An 18,604-nucleotide genomic window follows, 5' to 3' on the forward strand; every position below is an offset into this window, starting at 1 on the left:
CGTCACGCACCATGTGCCGGGAACCCGCGGCGCCCCTCCGGCAGGCGGGGACGAACCGGCGCCGGCCTTGCCGTCCCGCGCGTGCCGAGCAGCCTGCGATAGTCGGCGCGAATCAGGTCGTAGCATTCACACGCGTGATGTTCGAGGCCGTCGCGGTCGAGCACCGTGATGCGGCCGCGGCGCTGCCGGATCAGCCCGGCTTCCTGCAGGTTGCCCGCCGCTTCCGTCACGCCTTCGCGCCGCACGCCGAGCATGTTCGCGATCGTCTGCTGCGTGACGGCCAGTTCGTCGCCGTCGATGCGGTCGTGCGCGAGCAGCAGCCAGCGGCTCAACTGCTCGCTGACCGAGTGATGCCGGTTGCACAGCGCGCTGCGCGAGATCTGCGCCATCGCCGCCTGGCAGTAGTTGAGCAGCAGCCGGTAGGTCGCCGGCGATCGCTCGAATTCGGCGCGCATCACGCAGCTCGGCACGCGATAGGCCATCCCGCCGATGCGGACCTCGACCCGGTGCGACGCGGCGGCGCCACCCACCAGCGTCGCCAGCCCGACCACTCCTTCGCGGCCGACCTGCGCTACCTCGACCATCGCACCGTCCTCCATCAGGTGCTGCACCGACATCATCGACGTCGTCGGGAAATGCACGTGGCGCGTCGGCTCGCCGACCCGGTCGAGCATCCCGGCCTTGATCCTGACGAGTTCGAGATGCGGTGCGATGGTGCGGATGCTGTCCTCGGGGAGGGCATCGAGGATGGCATTCGCCGAGTAGCTCGAGTGAAGATGAAGCATGTCTGTATCCCTTTTATTGTCCGCGCCGCCTGCAGCCGCGTGCACGGAACTCGTTATCGCGATGCGCGCCCGGACGTTGGCAGTGGTTGCGGCCCACAACCCTGATTCCGACTGCCCTCGGCTTGCCACCGCCGGATTGAGTCGGTCGTCCCGTTTCGACACGCCAGCCCGAATAAGCGATTTACGTGCCAATACATGCCCATCCTTAATATATGAATCACGACGGATTTAGATCACCCGAATAACCGGTGAAAAAACAAAAAAAGCGTCTCATTTCCGGACACTCTTCCGGACGATGGACACTGCACGCCATTTGACTGATCATTTCCCCCGCATCGAACCAAGTCAGTCGCAGCGGTGCTGCGAGGCTTGTCGCTCATATACTTACAGTCGATTTTCAATTGTTTCGGTGATGTGCCGGACAGCACCCCGCTCCAGTGCCACGCCTCACACGGTTGTTTGAAACTGTCTCAAATTTGAATCGAGACACTAATTTTCCACTTTGTCACCCAGCGCACACTTCATACGCATCCATTTGATTTTTATAGATATTTTTGCGAGCACCATTTATTTGTCAAATAATGTTCAATGCCCGCCAGGCACTTTCTCCAAACGGTTCCCACCACCGCTCGATTCATTCCCGGCCGACACCGAATGAATGATCGCTGTGCCATTCCGTCTCCGGATGATTAATTCCGTCGAAATGAATCATTAAATACGGATGACGTTTTCATCCGGCCAAAATCGTCAAACTTTGTGAAATGACGCAATATGCAATTGATCCAAATCAATGGCGTGCTAGCCTTTTCGCCAGTATCGTCACTCCATTTTTGACGAACACAAGTCCGCACGATCGTGCGAATTCCCCATTTTCGGGGTATTGCCGATACGACGCGCGACCGCCACCCTACGAGGATGCGCCGTGACTCACCAGGCCCCTGACGCCGTCGTGTACGCGAACGGCATGATCGAGCTTTCCCACAGCTTCGATGCGAACCGGTTTCTTGCGGCCATCGACCGCGACGACCTCGCGACGTTCGCCCCCCACCTTCAACTCGTCCACCTGAAATCGGGGCAAGTGCTCTGCGAGCCCGGCGAAATGCTCGCGGCGGTCTACCTGCCCGTCACGACCGCGATTTCGCTGCAATACGTGTCGTCCGGCGGCATGACGCTGGAAGTCGCGGAGATCGGCAGCGAGAGCGTGGTGTGCGACGACGTGATCAGCGGCAGCGGCCGGATGCCCTGCCGGGCCGTCGCCTGCCGCGACGGTTTCGTGTACCGGCTCGACCGCCGCGTGTTCGCCGCCGCGTTCGACGCGTCGCCGGTGATTCGCCATCTCGTGTTCGTCTGCGTACGGCTGCTGATGGCGCAGGTCTCGCAGATCACGTTCTGCAGCCGTCATCACGTGCTCAAACATCAGTTATGCCGATGGTTCCTGCTCGCGTATGACCGGACCCGCAGCATCGAGATCCAGGTGACACACAGCATGCTGGCGCAGATGCTCGGCGTGCGGCGCGAAACGGTCACCGATGCCGCCGGCGAAATCCAGAAGCTGGGCCTGATCCGGCAATACCGGAGCTCGATCGAACTCGCCGACCTCGACGGTCTCGAAAAAATGTCGTGCGGCTGCCGCACGATCGTGCGTGACGAGATGAAGCGCATCCTGTCGGCCGACTCGGGTGTGCCGGCCGCTTCGCGCGCCTGACCGGCCTGCCCGCCCGGCGCGGCACTTCGGTGCGCCGGGTCAGCTGTTTGTAGGGTGGCGAACAGAACGCCGTGTCTGCCAATGGTCTACTGATGCCGGACTGCCGGGGGGACGTCAGCGCGTATCGCGCGTCTGCCCGAGCGGACGACACCACGCACGCCGGAGCAGCACGTGAAAAACGAAATCAGAACCATCCTGAAGCACGTCGCCCATCTCGAAGCCGCGATCGATTCGATCGGCGACGGGGACGACCTCTACCAAGCGGGCCTTTCGTCGCTCGACACGATCCAGCTGATGCTCGCGATCGAGAAGCAATTCAACATCGAGATTCCCGACGAGATGCTGAACCGCAACCTGTTCCGCAGCGTCGACGCGCTCGCGGACACGATCGCCACGCTGCAACGCACCGAGCATTCCGCATGAGCGCGCTGCTTCCCGAACTCGCGACCGACAGCGATTCGCGTCGGCTCGACGAGGCCGCGCATGCCGTCGCACAGATCGCCGCGCAGCACGCGGACGCGGTCGACCGCGACGCGCGCTGCCCCGTCGAGGCGATCGAGGCGATGCGCGCGCGCCGCCTGCTCGGCGCGATGGTGCCGACCCACCTTGGCGGCGCTGGCGCGTCGCTGGAGGACGTCGCGTCGGCCTGCTCGATTCTCGGCCAGGCCTGCGCGTCGTCGGCCATGGTGTTCGCGATGCACCAGATCCAGGTCGCCTGCATCGTCAACCACGCGCTCGACCAGGGCTGGCACAAGCTGTTCCTGCAGCAACTCGTGCGCCACCAGTGGCTGCTCGCATCGGCGACGTCGGAAAACGGCGTCGGCGGCAACCTGCGCGCGAGCCAGTGCGCGCTCGAAACCGACGGCGGCGAATTCCGGCTGCGTAAATCCGCGCCGACGATCTCGTACGGCGACTATGCGGACGGCATCCTCGCGACCGCGCGACGCGATGCGGACGCCCCGGCCTCCGAGCAGGTACTCGTCACGCTGCTGCGCGACGGCTACACGCTCACGCGCCGCGGCGAATGGGACACGCTCGGGATGCGCGGCACCTGCAGCAACGGTTTCGAGCTCGACGCGCAAGGCGCCGCCGTCCAGTGCCTGCCGGTACCGTTCGCGAAGATCGCCGAGGAAACGATGGTGCCGGTATCGCACATCCTGTGGGCTGCGGTATGGATCGGCGTGGCCGGCGACGCGTTCCATCGCGCGCACCAGTTCTTCCGCGCGCAGGCACGTCAAACCGACGGTGCGCCGTCGCCCGCGTCGAGGCGCATCGCCGAATCGCTCGCGCTGATGCAGGCGATGCAGGCCCGCGTCGACAACGTGCTGCGTCTCCATGCGAATGCGACGGCGCGCTCGTGGTCGGCCGGCATGGCCTGGGCCGCCGAGATCAACACGCTGAAGACCTACGTGTCGACGACCGCGCTGGAAGTCGCGCACGAGGCCATGATGATCTGCGGGATGGCCGGCTACAAGCAAGGCACGCCGTTCAGCATCGGCCGCCACATTCGCGACCTGCATGCGGCGCCGCTGATGATCAGCAACGACCGCATTGCCGCCAACACCTCGAACCTGCTGCTCGCGCTGCGTCCTGCGACGCTGGAGAAACATTCGTGAACGATCGACTTGCCGTGCCCTCCGCAGCCTCCGCAGCCTCCGCCGCCTCCGCTCCCGCCGACGCACCGTTCGACCGCGCGGGCGTCAATCCGCTGCGCGACGAACTGATCGACGCGGGCCTGCTGGTCTCGACCGGCATCCAGGGCCTGTTCGGCCGCAGCGAACGGTTCGAGCGCGTCGTGGAAGCGCTCGACGCGTTCGTTACGCGCATCGGCGCCGACCAGCAGGCCGAAGTTCTTCGCTTCCCGCCGGCCATGAGCCGCCTCGAATTCGAGCGCAGCGAATACATGAAGAGCTTCCCGCAGCTCGCGGGCAGCGTGCATGCGTTCTGCGGCGACGAACAGCGGCACCAGCGCGTGCTGCAGTGCCTCGATCGCGGCGACGACTGGACGGAAAGCCAGAAGCCGACCTACGTCGTGATGACGCCGGCCGCGTGCTACCCCGTCTACCCGGTCGTGGCACGCGCGGGCGCGCTGCCGGCCGACGGCCGGATCGTCGACGTATTCTCGTACTGCTTCCGCCACGAGCCGTCGCTCGATCCGACCCGGATGCAGCTGTTCCGGATGCGCGAGTATGTGCGGATCGGCACGCCCGAGCAGATCGTCGCGTTCCGCGAAACCTGGATCGAACGCGGCACGCGGATGATCGAGGCACTGCGCCTGCCCAACGCGATCGATCTCGCGAACGACCCGTTCTTCGGGCGCGGCGGCAAGATCGTCGCGAACAGCCAGCGCGAGCAGAACCTGAAATTCGAGCTGCTGATCCCGATCGAGCACGACGATCGCCAGACCGCCTGCCTGAGCTTCAACTACCACATGGACCATTTCGGGTTGCTGTGGAACATCCGCACCGCGACGGACGACGTCGCGCACACGGGCTGCGTCGGCTTCGGCCTCGAACGGCTCACGCTCGCCCTGTTCCGCCACCACGGCTTCGACATCGAAGCATGGCCGCGTGAAGTCCGCGACGTGCTGTGGGGCACGCGATGAGATTCGTGTCCCGCGACGGCGAAGACGCGTCGTTCGAGGATGTGCGCCACCGCGCGCGCCACTACCGGCCGCATCCGCTGCACAGCCAGGAGATGGTCTGGAAGCAGACCAACTGCTACGTCGACATGTGGCTCGAAGTGCTCCGGTGGTGGGGCTTCAATCCGTACGCGGCGCTACCGTTTACGATCGCACTCGATTTCGAGGGCGACCAGTTCACGTTCTTCAAGTTTCCGCACGACGAACTGGAGCGGCTGTACGGCATCGTCGTGCAGGAGCACTCGATCTACGAACCGCTCGACCAGCACATCGAGACGCAGGTCGCGCGCGGCCACCTGATGATCGTCGAGGTCGACGCGTGGTTCCTGCCCGATACACGCGGCAGCAGCTACCGCACGCAGCACACGAAGACGACGATCGGCATCGATGCGATCGACCGCACGAAACGCCAGATCGGCTACTTCCACAACAGCGGCTATTACGTGGCCGAGGATTTCGACTACAACGGGCTCGTCGGCGGCAGCTCGCCGATGACGCTGCCCCCCTATGTCGAATGCGCGAAGCGGCGGTTTGCGCCGCTCGACGAGCGCGCGCTGTGCGAAACGTCGCTCGCCGCGCTGCAGCGCCATCTGCGCCGCCTGCCGGTCGTCGACCCGATCGCCGCGTTCCGGCGCCAGCTGCAGACCGACGCGCGCACGCTCGCCGAGTCGCCGCTCGAGCACTTCCATGCGTACTCGTTCAACTCGGTGCGGCAGCTCGGCGCGAATTTCGAGCTGTTCGGCCATTACGCGCGCTGGCTGCAGGCCAGCGGCTGCGTCGGGCCGTTCGCCGAGATCCGCGCCGCGTGCGACCGCATCGCGTCCGAAGCGATGGTGCTGGAATTCCGGCTCGCGCGCGCCTGTGCACGCGGCAAGGAGGAACGCGGCGACTCGACGCTCGAAGCGATCGAGGCCGCCTACGCGGATGTGGTCGCGTGCGCGCGGCAGATCGGCTTGCCGCTGCGGCACATCACGCCCGCGCGCAGCGACACTGCGGCACCCGTGCCGGTCATGCGGTGACGCGCACGCGTGCGCGGCCCGCCTGGTCGATGCTGGCGACAGCCGCGGGGGCCGCACGGGAACCGCGCGACCTCCCGGCCGCCGGCGGCGGCTGGATTCCGGCGACCGTGCCCGGCACCGTTGCGCAGTCGCTCGCGCTCGCCGGCCGGCTCGACGAAGCCGAATCGCTCGACGAGCGCGACCACTGGTACCGGATCGAACTGCGCGGACGCGGCCCGCGCGTGCTGCGTTTTCACGGCCTCGCCACGCTCGCGCAAGCGTGGCTCGACGATACGCCGATCCTCCGTTCCGACAGCATGTTCGTCGCGCACGATGTGCCCGTGTCGCTCGACGGGTCGCACCGGCTGACCCTCTGTTTCCGTGCGCTCGCCCCGCACCTGCGCGAGGCGCGCGCGCCGCGCCGCGCGCGCTGGCGCACGCGCCTCGCCGAGCCTGCGGCACTGCGCACGATCCGCACGTCGCTGTTCGGGCACATGCCGGGCTGGTTTCCGCCGTATGTGCCGACCGGCCCTTGGCGGCCCGTGGACGTGCTCGATCCGGCCGACGGGCCCGTTCTCGTCGATTGCGACCTGCACGCGCGCATCGAAGGCGACACGGGCTGGCTCGACGCGGACCTGACGTTCGCCGCACCGCTGCCCGACGCCCTCGCGGCACGGCTGTCGTGCGGCCAGCACCATGCCACGCTCGAACGTGCCGGCCCCGACCGCCTGCGCGCAAGCGTCGCAGTGCCCAACGTGTGCCGCTGGTGGCCGCATACGCACGGCGAGCCGGTGCTGTACGACGTTGCGCTGCATATCGGCGACGAGCGGCGACCGCTCGGCGCGACGGGCTTCCGTACGATCGAAGTCGACCCCGGCGCCGACGGCAAGGGCTTCGGGCTGCGCATCAACGGCGTGCCCGTGTTCGCACGCGGCGCGTGCTGGAGCAGCGCCGCGCCGCTCGCGCTGCACGCGGACGACGCCACCTACGCCCGCCTGCTCGGGCTCGCGCGCGACGCCGGCTTCAACATGATCCGCGTCGGCGGCACGATGACCTACGAGGCCGACGCCTTTCACGCCTGGTGCGACCGGCTCGGGCTGCTGGTCTGGCAGGATTTCATGTTCGCGAACTTCGACTATGCGCTCGACGATCCCGGGTTCGCTGACAACGTCGATCGCGAAGCCCGGCAGTTCCTGTCGCGTCACCGCGCATCGCCGTCGCTCGCCGTACTGTGCGGCGGCAGCGAGATCGCGCAACAGGCCGCGATGTCCGGGCTCGGGCCGAAGCAGCGCTTTCTCGAGCTGACCGCCGACCGGCTGGCCGGCCATGCGGCCGCCTGCCGGCCCGACGTCCCGTATGTACCCGACTCGCCCGACGGCGGCGTGCTGCCGTTCGCGCCGCGCGAACGCGTGTCGCACTATTACGGCGTCGGTGCGTACCTGCGCCCGCTCGAAGACGCGCGCCGCGCGGACGTGCGCTTCGCGAGCGAATGCCTCGCATTCTCGAACGTGCCGTGCGACGCGACGCTCGCCGGGCTCGGCTGGCCCGGCGTGCACGAGCCGCGCTGGAAAGCCGCCGTGCCGCGCGACCCCGGCACGTCATGGGATTTCGAGGACATTCGCGACCACTATCTGCAAACGCTGTACGACGTCGCGCCCGACCGGCTGCGGCGCGAAGATCCGGCCCGCTACTTCGAGCTGTCGCGCGCGGTGATCGCCGACGTGATGCGCGAAACGTTTTCCGAATGGCGGCGCACCGGCTCGCGCTGCGCCGGCGCGCTCGTCTGGCAGTTCCAGGACGTGATGCCGGGCGCCGGCTGGGGGGTGATCGACGCCGCGCACCGGCCGAAATCGGCGTGGCATGCGCTGCGCCAGGTCCTGCAGCCCGTGCAGGTGTTGCTCGTCGACGAAGGCTTGAACGGGCTCGACGTGCATGTCGTCAACGAGCGCCCCGCGCCGCTGTCGGCGGCACTCGAGCTGGTCGCACTGCGCGACGGCCGCACGCCGGTCGCGCGCGCGGGCTGCCCGATACGGATCGCGGCGCACGACACGGTGCGGATCGGCTCGGCCGAGCTGCTCGGCCGCTTCTTCGACTGGACCTACGCGTACCGCTTCGGGCCCTGCGAACACGACACCGTCGTCGCAACGCTGCGCACCGACGACGGCACGCTGCTGTCGCAGGCGTTCCATTTCCCGTCCCGCACGCATCCGGCCGTGCTGGCACGCCGCGAACTCGGGCTGGAGGCGTGTGTGTCGCGCACCGGCGACACGTGGCACGTGGACATCGACACACGACACGTCGCGCGCCACGTGCAGATCGATGCGCCGGGCTTCGTGCCGCGCGACGACTGGTTCCATCTCGCACCCGGCACGCCGGCGCGCGTCGCGCTCGTTCCGCTGGAAATGGCAGGAAAGAATGGGGCTGCGGCGGATGGGCCGCCGGCCGTGGAAATCCGGGCGGTAAACGCAGCGCGCACGGTACGCGCAACGCAGGCCGGTTGACGTGACGCTCGCGGCCGCACAAGCCGCGAGCGCCCCAGTCGAATCTCAGTCGGACGAGCCCGTCCCGCGCGGCCGCTCGATCCCGTATGCCTCCATCCAGCGATACAGCGTCGCACGCGACACGCCGAGCTCGCGTGCCGAAGCCGCGACGCGCCCGCGCGTGCGCAGCAGCGCGGTTTCGATTGCCTCGCGCTCGATCGACTTGCGGATGTCGGCCACCGACGGTGACGCGGCGTCGAGACAGTATTCGAGTTCGAGATCCTGCGCGGTAATCAGGCGCCCTTCCGTCATCACGACCGCGCGGCGCACGCGGTTGATCAGTTCGCGGACATTGCCGGGCCAGTCGTGCTTGTACAGTGCCGTGATCGCATCCGTCGAGAAACCGCGGACGCGATGGCGCGCGTCGCCTCGAAAGCGTTCGAGCATGTGATGCGCGAGCAGTTCGATATCCTTGCCGCGCGCGCGCAGCGGCGGCTGGTCGATGCGCATCACGCACAGACGGTGGAACAGGTCCGGCCGAAAACGCCCTTCCTCCATCGCGTCGCGCAGGTCGACGTGCGTCGCCGACACGATCCGGACATCGACCGGCACCGGATCGCTGCCGCCAAGACGATGGATCGAGCGCTCTTGCAGAAAACGCAGCAGGCTCGCCTGGCTCTCGTGCGGCAGGTCGCCGATCTCGTCGAGCAGCAGCGTGCCGCCGTTCGCCGCTTCGACATAGCCGATCTTGCGCGCGTTCGCACCGGTGAACGCGCCGCGCTCATAGCCGAACAGTTCGGATTGCAGCAGATGTGGCGGAATGGCACCGCAGTTGACCGCGACGAACGGGCCGTTGCGACGCTCCGAATGGCGATGGATCGCGACGGCCGTCAACTCCTTGCCGGTCCCCGTTTCGCCGAACACGAACACCGGCGCATCCGTGCGCGCGAAGCGCCGCACCGTATCGAACAGCCGCAGCATCGCGCTGCAGGTGCCGACGATGCCTTTCTCTTCCGATTCGAGCCGTTCGCGGTCGCGTGCGAACAGGCATTCCATGCCGTACGCATGGCCGACCGTATCGGCGATCCGCTGGTGCGACGCGGGCAGCGTGACGTAATCGAAGCAATAGTCGCGCAAGAGCGCGCGCACGTTCGGCGAAGCGGTCTGGCCGACGTCGACGAGTGCGACCCAGACGACGTCGCGCATCGACGCGCAGGTCGACGCGATGCTGCCGATCGCGTCGGCATGGCCGCCGCTCAGGTCGAGGATGCCGCAGGTGATTTCGCCGGACGTGTCGCGCAGCTCGCTCGCCTGCGCGACGACCGACACTTTCCAGTCGCGTCGCGCCAGTTCCTTTCGCAACATGACGGACGGCGACTGCGTCCAGTAAATCAGCGGACGCTGCCCGTTACCGCTCCCCGCGCCGGCGCTCTTATCGCGCGTTATTGGCATATTCATAACGAACCATCACTTTCTCCACTCCGCGAACCGTTCGCGTGCGCTGCGGCCGGCGGCGCATGGCCGCCTTTCCGCGCTGCGTTTCCGCAGCTTTGGCGAAGATCGAGACTGCACACGGCGAGAGCCCCCGGAGGTCGAGCCGGATGTCATCCGGCCTCGTTGTCATCGAACTCGAAGGGAACGCGCGGCTGCGGAAGCCACGACGTTCCCGCTTTGAAGCGACCCGCCATCGAGGCGGAGCGCGTCGGCAGACGGGAATGCCGTCGGCATGTGCGTCACGTCGTACACGACAGTTGCGCCCGATGCTGAACCGGATGGCCGCCAACCCGCTTCCGGAATGACCGCCGCATTTCATCCGCTCCTGAATTTACACCCCGTTTCGAGATGGTCTTGTTACCAAAAGATAATCCTGAATCAGCCGGTTACGCGACCGGTCGCCCCGCACCACACGCGTTTGACCACTGAGATTTGATTATCTATGAGCATTCCAGTCAATCAGTGGCAAATACTACTTTTCCGCGAGATGGGGGGAGTCGATTGCGCAAGATTTCCATCGAAATCCCCGGGAAAGGCCGGTACCGCATTCCACTCGCCGCATAATCGCGCGCGCCGCCGGATGGCCGCATCGTATCGCGACGGCGCACGGCCTGCTCGTCCCCCGCGCTTCCGTTACATGCCGTAATCAACCGCACCGCATCGTGCGTCGCGTTTCGCGGTGCCAAGGCGTGGCGAAACGCGTTCCGCTCGCGCCGATCGTTCTTCGGTGAATCGTCGTGGCCACGCGTGAAATCGATTGTGCCGACCGTCGTCTCCCGCAGTGCAGCATGGCGGCACGGTACGCGGCGCGCAGTCACGTCGCGCCTGTGTGCGGCGTTTCGTCGGCACGGATGCGGGCGGCTCGCTGTCGCAATCGGCCAGGCAACACAGCCTGGGCGCATGCGGCGACGACAGCAGATCGCCGCGGTAGCACATGCGTGCAAACAACGGCATGCGGATGAAGAACGGGTGCCCCGCGCGGGCACACCCGATCCTGAAGGAATTCGACGAGGCTCCACACGGTCGGCCTGCGCGATGCCGCCGAGCGCGGGCATGAGTGCATGCCGGGCACCACCATGCACGATCGGCCCGTCGTGAACGCTTGCAATCTTCAAGTCCTGCCCCCGGTTCTTTATTGACATTCGATGTTGACTGGCCGCGCATCGAGGCGGGCCGCCAGGATGCGGCAATTATGGAAAAGCGGCGGCCGCTGCGGTGTGTGCTACCGCACATTGCGGCGCTCGCGCGACAGGCTCCCTGCTGTACATGCCGCGCCTGCCGCGCGAATCCGGGGCGTGAGTACGCTTTCGAACAGACCGGCGTGCGGCGCACCCGGATGATGAAGATCGCCGCACTGCACGGAACGATCGCGTCCGCGCGGCACGGCGTGCCGAAGGCATCACGCGAGGACAGCATCATGGAATGGCATTGTTGTGAATTCGAGCATCTGGGCGCCGTCGATCTCTATGCAATCCTGCGCGCGCGCAACGCCGTGCTGGTGGTCGAAGATGCGCACACGCATCTCGACATCGACGGCAAGGACGCGGGCGCGCTGCATGTCTATGCGACCGTGCGCGACGCCGACACGAAGGAAGTCGCGGCCTACGCACGCATCCTGCCCGGCGACGACATCGATCCGGACGTCGTGATCGACAAGGTGTTGACGAGCGAGAGCCGTCGCGACGACGATACGCTCGAGCGGCTGATCGAGCGCGCCCTCACCGCCGCGCAGGCTGCCTGGCCCGAGGCCGCGGTGCGCACGCACGTTCCGGCGCCGCGCCAGGCGTTCTACAAGCGTTTCGGATTCCGCAAGGCCTACGGCCCGTATCTCGAACAGGGTGCGCCCTTCGTCGGCCTGGTGCGGTCGGCCGACCGCGCTGCAGGCGCGCTGCGCAGCCTGCTGTCCCGGGCCGTTTCGGCCCACCGGTCGCGCAACGACGACGCGCGTGCCGACGGCCGCACGCACAACCGGCTGCCCGCCGACACCGGAGCCAATCGATGACCCGCACCCTTCGCCCGGTTCCCGAGCCCGACCTGCCGCGCATCCTGCCGGTGATTCTCGCTGGCGGCTCCGGCACACGACTGTGGCCGCTGTCGCGCGAGCAGTATCCGAAGCAGCTGATCGAGCTGATCTCGAACGAATCGCCGTTGTCGGCGACGGCACGCCGCCTGAACGGCATCGAGAACGCGTCGCTCGGCGACACGCTGCTGCTGGTCTGCGGCGAACAGCATCGCGTGATGAGTGCCGCACAGGTACTCGGTCGCGCGGCGCCCGCCCGCATCCTGCTCGAGCCGGCCGCGCGCAACACCGCGCCTGCGTTGACGCTTGCGGCACTCGACGCGAGCCAGCTCGCGGACGATCCCGTACTCGCGGTGATGCCGGCCGATCACGTGATCACCGACGTCGGCGCGTTCCAGGACGCGGTCGCGCGCGCGGCGCGCTACGCGCAGGAAGGGGCGATCGTCACGCTCGGCGTGCTGCCGCGCCGCGCGGAAACGGGCTACGGCTACATCCAGGTCGGCGAGCCGCGCACCGGCCGCCACGGTGGCCAGGGCGGCTACGCGATCGGGCGCTTCGTCGAAAAACCCGACGCGTCGCTTGCCGAGCGCTATCTGCAGTCGGGCGACTACTGGTGGAACAGCGGGATTTACGTGACGCGCGCATCGGTCTGGCTGGCAGCGATCAACGCGCTCGCACCTGACATCCATGCGGCCTGCGAAACCGCATGGCGCGCGGGCATCGCCGAGGATCCGTTCTTCCGGATCGATGCGGCGGCCTTCGACGCGTGCCCGTCGGACTCGATCGACTATGCGGTGATGGAACGGCTCGCGGAACACGGCGAGCTCGGCATCGAAGGCATCGTGGTGCCGCTCGCGGCCGGCTGGTCGGACGTCGGCACCTGGGATGCGATCTGGGAAATCATGCCGAAGGACGATCACGGCAACGTCGCGCGCGGCCCGATCGTGTTCGAGGATACGCAGGACAGCCTGGTGCGCTCGGAGGGCCGCCTGATCGCGTGCGTCGGGATGAAGGACGTCGTCGTGATCGAGACGCCCGATGCCGTGCTGGTCGCGAACAAACACGACGTGCAGCGTGTGAAGAACATCGTCGCGCGCCTGAAGACCGACCGGCGCCCGCAGGCGAGCGAGCATCGCAAGGTGCAGCGGCCGTGGGGCCATTACGATTCGATCGATCTCGGCCAGCGCTTCCAGGTGAAGCGGATCGTCGTCGAGCCCGGCAAGCGGCTGTCGCTGCAGATGCACTATCACCGCGCCGAGCACTGGATCGTCGTGCGCGGCACCGCGAAGGTGACGCGTGGCGGCGAGACGTTCCTGCTGTGTGAGAACGAGTCGACGTACATCGCGGTCGGCGAAGTGCATCGCCTCGAGAATCCCGGCCGGATTCCGCTTGAGATCATCGAAGTGCAATCGGGTGATTATCTCGGCGAGGACGATATCGTTCGGTTTGACGATCAGTATGGGCGGCCGGTCGAGGCGCTGCAGCTTAAACCCGCTTCGTCCTCGTCGCAGAAAACACACGCGCAAGCCACCGTGCCGGATGCCGCCCAATAAGCGCGTGTCGAACTGGCCGTCGCACACATCACCATCAAGGACGGACGCGTGCGCCGGAACAGCTCGCTACACGTCCTTCACACCGGCCCCAAGATACGCCTCGCACGCGGGCAACCATGCGTCGGCCGTCGAGTGTAAGCCATCGCACCCAGCACTACGCGCATGCGTAACACAATGCTTCAGACACGTTGGATCGAGTGTCGTCAAGCAGATACTCGTGGTTGCGTGACGCAAATCGTCAGACCGCTTTCACCGGTAGCGAAGCGTTCCGCTCGCTCGCCATACCGGCCCTGAATCGGACTGACCGAGCCCTCAACAACGCCTGCAAATCGCTCAATTGATCCAGAGGTACGAATTCCGGCACCGGCTCTCAACGCATCCGATCATTCAGGAATACGTACATCATTAATCATATCCGTCGATTGGATTTTTCGTCATCAACGTCGCGATTCTCGGATATTCGTTTTTACCGTCGACCACGCAGCATGCGGTTGAACAGACAGTCCTCAAGATGACCAGAAAAAGGATCGTTCACATTGTCGAAGCGTTTGGCGGCGGCGTACTTTCAATGCTCGTCCATCTCGCCAACCATGCCGCGGCAACGGGCGTCGATGTGACCGTGCTGCACGCCATCCGGCCCGAAACGCCGGTCGATTTCCCGGCGCTCTTCCTGCCCGGCGTCAAGCTCGTCCATGTCGAAATGACGCGTGAAATCAGCGTAAGAAAAGACCTTCTCAGCGTGCGCGCGCTGGCCAACATCCTTCGCGAATGCCATCCGACCGTCATCCACCTTCATTCCTCGAAGGCTGGCGTGCTTGGCCGGGCAGCTGCAAAGATAGCCGCGCCTGGAGCGAGGTTGTTTTATTCCCCGCATGGACTTTCGTTTTTGCGCGGCGACGTATCCCGGGCGAAGCAATTCGCCTACTTGAGCTTCGAGCGAATGGCCGCCCTCCTGGGTGGAACCATCGTCGCCTGCTCGGACAGCGAACTCCGGGAGATCAAAGGAAAGGTTCGAGCGAAATCGGCGGTGCTGGTCGAGAACGGCGTCAATGTCGTCGAGATTCCTTCGCGTCAGGCACGTGGCGATCACAAAATTGCGATCGGAATGAGTGGTCGCGCGTCGTTTCAGAAAAACCACCAGGCCTTCGTGCAGCTGGCGGCCGAGCTGCATGGCGCCGACGTCGAATTTCTCTGGATCGGCGGCAACCCGGACGACATCCCGGACCCTCAAGAAAGTCAGGCCATTGCCTGCAGCGGCTGGGTGACGCGCGCGCGCGCGCTCGAGCTCACGTCCGGGCTGGATATCTACGTCCAGACGTCCCGCTGGGAAGGCATGCCTGTCGCGTTGATTGAAGCCCAGGTCGCCGGGCTACCCGCCGTGGTGACGGACGTAGTCGGAAACCGCGACGTGGTTATTCATGGTGTAACCGGATATATCGCATCGAGTGCCGACGAGATGGCACGGTATGTGGCCATGCTCCGTGACGACCGGCAGCTTCGCGAGCAAATGGGGGAATCGGCCAGAAAATTCGCGCTGCACCGGTTTTCCATGAATTCCATATTCCGACAGTGGCATGCCCTCTACGAACTGAACACGAACGCGCATCGCACCGATGCGCTGTATGTCGAACATGCCGTTCCGGATCAGGTCAAGGCCTGACGCGCCGCGGAAATCGGGAGCAGTACTCGCCGACCTCGACGGCGACGTATTCGGGACATCGCATTCATGACCTCAAGCGCATGAGCCGATACATCGGGTGGACGAGCGGCAAGAGCCGTTGTCCCGCACGATCTGCACGGGCCATGGCTGCGGGTCGATTTCACCGGATCTGACATGAGCAATTTCAAAAAGCCCAAGAAACTCGTATATAACGGCCGATTCACCACCCAGAAAACGACCGGAGTACAACGAGTCGCACGTGAATTGATCGCCGCCCTGGTCAGGGTGCAGCCGCAAGATTCGGTAACGGTCCTGGTTCCCCCGCATACGCACGCATCAGTGAGTGGCACCAGGACGATCACGGTCGGCTTTTTCAAAGGCGTGATCTGGGAACAACTGGTGCTTCCTCTTTTTGCGCACCGCGACCGCATCGTCAATCTGAGCAATTCCGGTTCCATTTTCCTCGGCAACCAGATCATCTATATGCACGATGCGGCGGTGTTCGACACCCCTGCGCACTTCTCCCGAACGTTCCGGGCGTGGTATCGGATCATGTTCTGGATTCTTGCGCGCACGTCCATCTGCGTGTTGACCAATTCCCGCTTCTCGCGCGACCGCCTCGCCCACTACTGCGGTGTTTCGGCGGAAAAAATCAGCGTCGTGCCGCTTGGCGCAGACCATCTCGATGCGCTGGAATCGGACACGAGCGTATTGAAAGAACTCGCGCTCACGCAGCACCGGTTCGTGCTTGCGGTCAGCAGCATGAATCCCACCAAGAACTTCGGCAGGTTGATCGCGGCATTTCGGGAAATCAACGATCCGTCAGTGGATCTCGTCATCGTCGGCATGCGCAACACCGCGGTTTTCGGTGCACAGGACGATGTTTCCGTGACCGAGCCGAACATCAAGTATGCCGGATACATCAGCGACGAAAAGCTGAAAGCGCTGTATCAAAACGCTGCCTGCTTCCTCTATCCATCGATCTACGAAGGCTTCGGCATCCCACCGCTTGAAGCAATGCGATACGGCTGCCCAACCCTGGTTGGAAGATCCGCGGCGCTGCCGGAGGTCTGTGCCGATGCAGCGCTCTACTGCGACCCGTATTCGGTCGACGATATTGCAGAAAAATTGCGAAATTTGCTTGATTCCGCCGAACTCAGGGCAGATCTGACACGCCGAGGATTTTTGCACGCCGAGCAATACCTCTGGAGTACAAGCGCCGAGATGATGGCCGGAATATTCAATACGCTTTAATGCGATCAACGCACGTCATCAAGCGGCGCACTCATGGACGATCGCCGATCGTGACGTGAGCAGATCCGGATCGACGTAGCGCATGCGTCGCCCGCCGAGACTGGGCGCCACACCTACACTTCAATCGCCCTCCCCGCCATCGCCATTCACCTCGGTAGAAGGTGCGACAGGAAGTCGTTTGGATTCACATCTTTTTCCGGTACTTCCGGCGCCGTGCCGCGGACCTGCGGCACGGCAACGCCCGAAATTACACCCCTTGCCGCTCCGTCGGCCGAACCGGAAAGCCGCGCGTCCACGCGCGTTTGACGACCGGTTTGCTCGAACCCGTATATGTATTGAAAACGTGCCCGGTAATGTCCGCGCCAATGCTCCGCAGACGAGACAACGCAGCCTCGACGTCGGCGACGCGCGTCAGGCCGCTGCGCGATACAAGTACGTGCGCGTCGCAATTCTCACCGACGATGCCGAGCGCGTCGTTGCTCGGCAATAGCGGTGGCCCGTCGACGACGATGAAGTCGTAACGCTGGCGTAACGATGCGACGAGCTTCGTGAATTCGGCACCTTCGAGCAACTCGCCTGGCGGCGTTTTGCCGGGTAAACCCGCCGGCATGATCGACAGGTGGCTACCCGCCACGCGCAGGGTCACGGCATCGGGCGATACCGAGCCGTCGAGCACCTGTGCGAGACCCGGGCCGCCGGCCATCGATGAAGCGCGCAAGTCCGCATTGATCAACAGCACGCTGGCGCTCGTTCCCGCCAGCAGATACGCGAGATTCGAGGATACGAAACTGCAGCCGACGCCGGCTGTCGCCCCCGTGAACAGCAAGACCTTCCCCCCATCGCCCTGATTAGACTCCGCGAGCGCTGCCTTCAGGCTCGCACGCAGTGCACGCACCGAATCGACGCCCGCGTCGTCCGGATGCGTTGCAGCCAGCGGCAACACCGTCGGGCGACGGCCGCCGGGCGCGGCCGCCAATGCAGGCGACGACGCCACGATTGCGAGACACGGCAGGTCGGTCAACCTGGCCAGCGCAACGGGCGAATTCAGCTCACGGCGGTACAGCGACAGGAGATGCACGCCTGTCAGCGCAAAGAACACCCCGGCGAACAGCGCGCCGAGCACGATGATGCTGCGCTTGGGCCAGACCGGCCGAAATGGCGCGACCGCCCAGTCGACGGCTGTCACACCCGGCGCGGCGCTGGAGATCGCGATCTCCAGCTGTTGCGCGTTGGTCACCACGCTCGTATAAAGCTGCGTCGCTATCGTCACCTGGCGTGACAGCCGCACGAATTCCCGCTGAGTCGACGGCAGTTTGGCCGCCATTGCACTCGTATCGCGAATCTCCTTCTTCACCTGGTCGAGCTGCGCCTGTACGGTCTGATACTGAACGCTTTTCGGCAGAAAGTGCTGCTTGACGTCGTCGAGCGTGATCTGCAACTGGGTCTGATGTTCGGCGAGAGTATTGAGTCTGCCGATCAGCGCTGCGCCTTGTTGATCGACGTCGATGGCGTCGTTCTGCGTCCGGTATCGGTTCAGATTGTCTTCGGCATTTTGCAGGTCGTGCTTCAGCCCCGGCAACCGCTGACGCAACGAGTCGAGATTGCGCCGCGCGCGATCCGTCCGAAACGCGAGGTCACGCTGCAGATACTGCTGGACGATCGCGTCGACCATCTTTTTTGCTTCTTGCGCGCTGTCCGCCTGATAGCTGAGACGGATCATCGAAGGCGATTCCAGTGTCGAGTCGCGGTTCGGCACGACCGTCTTCAGATGCTTCGATACGTTTTCGTAGACGAGCGGCTCCGGCTGCTTGCGCACGGTGTATGCGACGCCTGGACGTGCGCGCAACGCGTCGACGCGCAATCGGCCAGCCGTTGCTTCGCCGGGAAGCCTGAACGGCACCGTTTCGCCGACCTTGCCGTGCGCGATCGCGTTGTTGTCGTCGTCATAGAGCGTCCAGTTGTTCGCCTCTTCCGCGACGATCCTGAATCGATCGCCGAGTGCTGCTTTCGGGAT

13 protein-coding genes are annotated in these 18,604 nt (G+C 65.1%); 10 read left to right on the top strand and 3 right to left on the bottom strand.

Features of this window, described 5'->3' with window-relative positions:
- Positions 1-2: 2 nt before the first annotated feature.
- Positions 3-785, bottom strand: coding sequence for a Crp/Fnr family transcriptional regulator (locus tag HAV18_RS04125; protein ID WP_166953093.1), 783 nt, complete (start codon positions 783-785; stop codon positions 3-5).
- 922 nt (positions 786-1,707) lie between these two features.
- On the opposite strand from HAV18_RS04125, the gene HAV18_RS04130 reads away from it, so the two are divergent.
- The 6 genes from HAV18_RS04130 (at position 1,708) to HAV18_RS04155 (ending at position 8,630) form a co-directional block, all read left to right on the top strand.
- Entirely contained in the window at positions 1,708-2,490 is a 783-nt protein-coding gene (locus HAV18_RS04130; RefSeq protein ID WP_347814727.1) for a Crp/Fnr family transcriptional regulator, read from the top strand.
- Positions 2,491-2,661: 171 nt separating this feature from the next.
- Positions 2,662-2,913 carry an acyl carrier protein gene (locus tag HAV18_RS04135; RefSeq protein ID WP_166953095.1) on the top strand — a complete coding sequence of 84 codons (252 nt, stop codon included), beginning with the start codon at positions 2,662-2,664 and terminating at the stop codon, positions 2,911-2,913.
- On the top strand, positions 2,910-4,106 hold the full coding sequence (locus HAV18_RS04140; RefSeq protein WP_166953097.1) for an acyl-CoA dehydrogenase family protein: 1,197 nt from the start codon (positions 2,910-2,912) through the stop codon (positions 4,104-4,106). Before HAV18_RS04135 ends, HAV18_RS04140 begins: the two co-directional genes overlap by 4 nt.
- Positions 4,103-5,095, top strand: a complete 993-nt coding sequence (locus tag HAV18_RS04145) for an amino acid--[acyl-carrier-protein] ligase (RefSeq protein WP_166953099.1) — start codon at positions 4,103-4,105, stop codon at positions 5,093-5,095. Before HAV18_RS04140 ends, HAV18_RS04145 begins: the two co-directional genes overlap by 4 nt.
- On the top strand, positions 5,092-6,150 hold the full coding sequence (locus tag HAV18_RS04150) for a DUF1839 family protein (RefSeq protein WP_166953101.1): 1,059 nt from the start codon (positions 5,092-5,094) through the stop codon (positions 6,148-6,150). Before HAV18_RS04145 ends, HAV18_RS04150 begins: the two co-directional genes overlap by 4 nt.
- The gene (locus tag HAV18_RS04155; RefSeq protein ID WP_166953103.1) at positions 6,147-8,630 is read left to right on the top strand and encodes a glycoside hydrolase family 2 protein; all 2,484 of its coding nucleotides are present in this window, start codon (positions 6,147-6,149) and stop codon (positions 8,628-8,630) included. Before HAV18_RS04150 ends, HAV18_RS04155 begins: the two co-directional genes overlap by 4 nt.
- A gap of 45 nt (positions 8,631-8,675) precedes the next feature.
- Here HAV18_RS04155 and HAV18_RS04160 read toward each other — a convergent pair whose 3' ends face one another.
- Complete coding sequence (locus tag HAV18_RS04160) at positions 8,676-10,067, bottom strand: sigma-54 dependent transcriptional regulator (protein WP_166953105.1); 1,392 nt, start codon at positions 10,065-10,067, stop codon at positions 8,676-8,678.
- A gap of 1,453 nt (positions 10,068-11,520) precedes the next feature.
- Here HAV18_RS04160 and HAV18_RS04165 point away from each other — a divergent pair.
- The 4 genes from HAV18_RS04165 (at position 11,521) to HAV18_RS04180 (ending at position 16,590) form a co-directional block, all read left to right on the top strand.
- Positions 11,521-12,105, top strand: coding sequence for a drug:proton antiporter (locus HAV18_RS04165; RefSeq protein WP_166954132.1), 585 nt, complete (start codon positions 11,521-11,523; stop codon positions 12,103-12,105).
- Positions 12,102-13,676 carry a mannose-1-phosphate guanylyltransferase/mannose-6-phosphate isomerase gene (locus tag HAV18_RS04170; RefSeq protein ID WP_166953107.1) on the top strand — a complete coding sequence of 525 codons (1,575 nt, stop codon included), beginning with the start codon at positions 12,102-12,104 and terminating at the stop codon, positions 13,674-13,676. Before HAV18_RS04165 ends, HAV18_RS04170 begins: the two co-directional genes overlap by 4 nt.
- Before the next feature lie 511 nt (positions 13,677-14,187).
- Positions 14,188-15,336, top strand: coding sequence for a glycosyltransferase (locus tag HAV18_RS04175; RefSeq protein ID WP_166953109.1), 1,149 nt, complete (start codon positions 14,188-14,190; stop codon positions 15,334-15,336).
- A 174-nt stretch (positions 15,337-15,510) separates the two neighbouring features.
- The gene (locus tag HAV18_RS04180) at positions 15,511-16,590 is read left to right on the top strand and encodes a glycosyltransferase family 1 protein (protein ID WP_166953111.1); all 1,080 of its coding nucleotides are present in this window, start codon (positions 15,511-15,513) and stop codon (positions 16,588-16,590) included.
- 247 nt (positions 16,591-16,837) lie between these two features.
- Here HAV18_RS04180 and HAV18_RS04185 read toward each other — a convergent pair whose 3' ends face one another.
- Positions 16,838-18,406 carry a GNVR domain-containing protein gene (locus HAV18_RS04185; RefSeq protein ID WP_347814734.1) on the bottom strand — a complete coding sequence of 523 codons (1,569 nt, stop codon included), beginning with the start codon at positions 18,404-18,406 and terminating at the stop codon, positions 16,838-16,840.
- Positions 18,407-18,604: the final 198 nt, after the last annotated feature.

Origin of the sequence: Burkholderia sp. D-99, from assembly GCF_011605345.1 — a bacterium.
Classification (GTDB): domain Bacteria; phylum Pseudomonadota; class Gammaproteobacteria; order Burkholderiales; family Burkholderiaceae; genus Burkholderia.